Genomic DNA, 1,028 nt, shown 5'->3' with positions numbered 1-1,028 from the left:
GGGTCTTCCCGAAGGCCAGCGCCTGGGTCTGTGCGAAGAAGTTGGCCATCAACAGGTCGTGCTGGCCCTTGAGTTCGTCGCTCAGCTCCGCCACCGGCTCGGCGAAGCCGATGAAGTCCGCCGGGATGACCTTCGTCCCCTGATGGATCAACTGGTAGTAGGCGTGCTGCCCGTTGGTACCGGGCGTCCCCCACACCACCGGTCCGGTCTCCCACTCCACCGGCAGCCCGTCACGGTCGACCGACTTGCCGTTGGACTCCATGTCCAGCTGCTGCAGGTACGCCGTGAACTTGGACAGATAGTGCGAGTACGGCAGCACCGCATGCGACTGCGCCCCGAAGAAGTTGCCGTACCAGACACCCAACAACCCCAGCAGCAAAGGTGCGTTGCTTTCCGCCGGAGCCGTCCGGAAGTGCTCGTCGACCAGCGCGAACCCGTCCAGCATCTCCCGGAACCGCTCCGGCCCGATCGCGATCATCAGCGACAGCCCGATCGCCGAGTCGTACGAGTACCGGCCGCCGACCCAGTCCCAGAACTCGAACATGTTCGCCGTGTCGATCCCGAAGTCGGCGACCTTCCCCGAGTTCGTCGACAACGCCACGAAATGCCGGGCGACCGCCTTCTCGTCACCACCGAGCCCCGCCAGCAGCCACGACCGCGCCGACGTCGCATTCGTGATCGTCTCGATCGTCGTGAACGTCTTCGACGCCACGATGAACAGCGTCTCCGCCGGATCCAGGTCCCGCACCGCCTCGTGCAGGTCCGCGCCGTCCACGTTCGACACGAACCGGAACGTCAACTCCCGTGCGGTGAACGCCCGCAACGCGTCGTACGCCATCGCCGGACCCAGATCCGAGCCACCGATACCGATGTTGACGACATTCCGGATACGGCGGCCCGTGTGACCGGTCCACTCACCCGACCGCACCCGCTCCGCGAAAGCGGCCATCCGGTCCAGCACCGTGTGCACCGCCGGCACCACGTTCTCACTGTCGACCTCGACCACCGCGCCACGCGGCGCCCGCAGC

Annotated in this window: 1 protein-coding gene; it reads right to left on the bottom strand. The window is 66.4% G+C overall.

The features are described from left to right. Positions 1-1,028: glucose-6-phosphate isomerase (gene pgi, locus STRTUCAR8_RS28315; RefSeq protein ID WP_044473039.1), on the bottom strand; the 1,028-nt coding region annotated here is incomplete at both ends.

The organism is Streptomyces turgidiscabies Car8 (genome assembly GCF_000331005.1).
Taxonomy (GTDB): Bacteria; Actinomycetota; Actinomycetes; order Streptomycetales; family Streptomycetaceae; genus Streptomyces; species Streptomyces turgidiscabies.
This window is presented reverse-complemented; position numbering and strand designations above follow the sequence as displayed.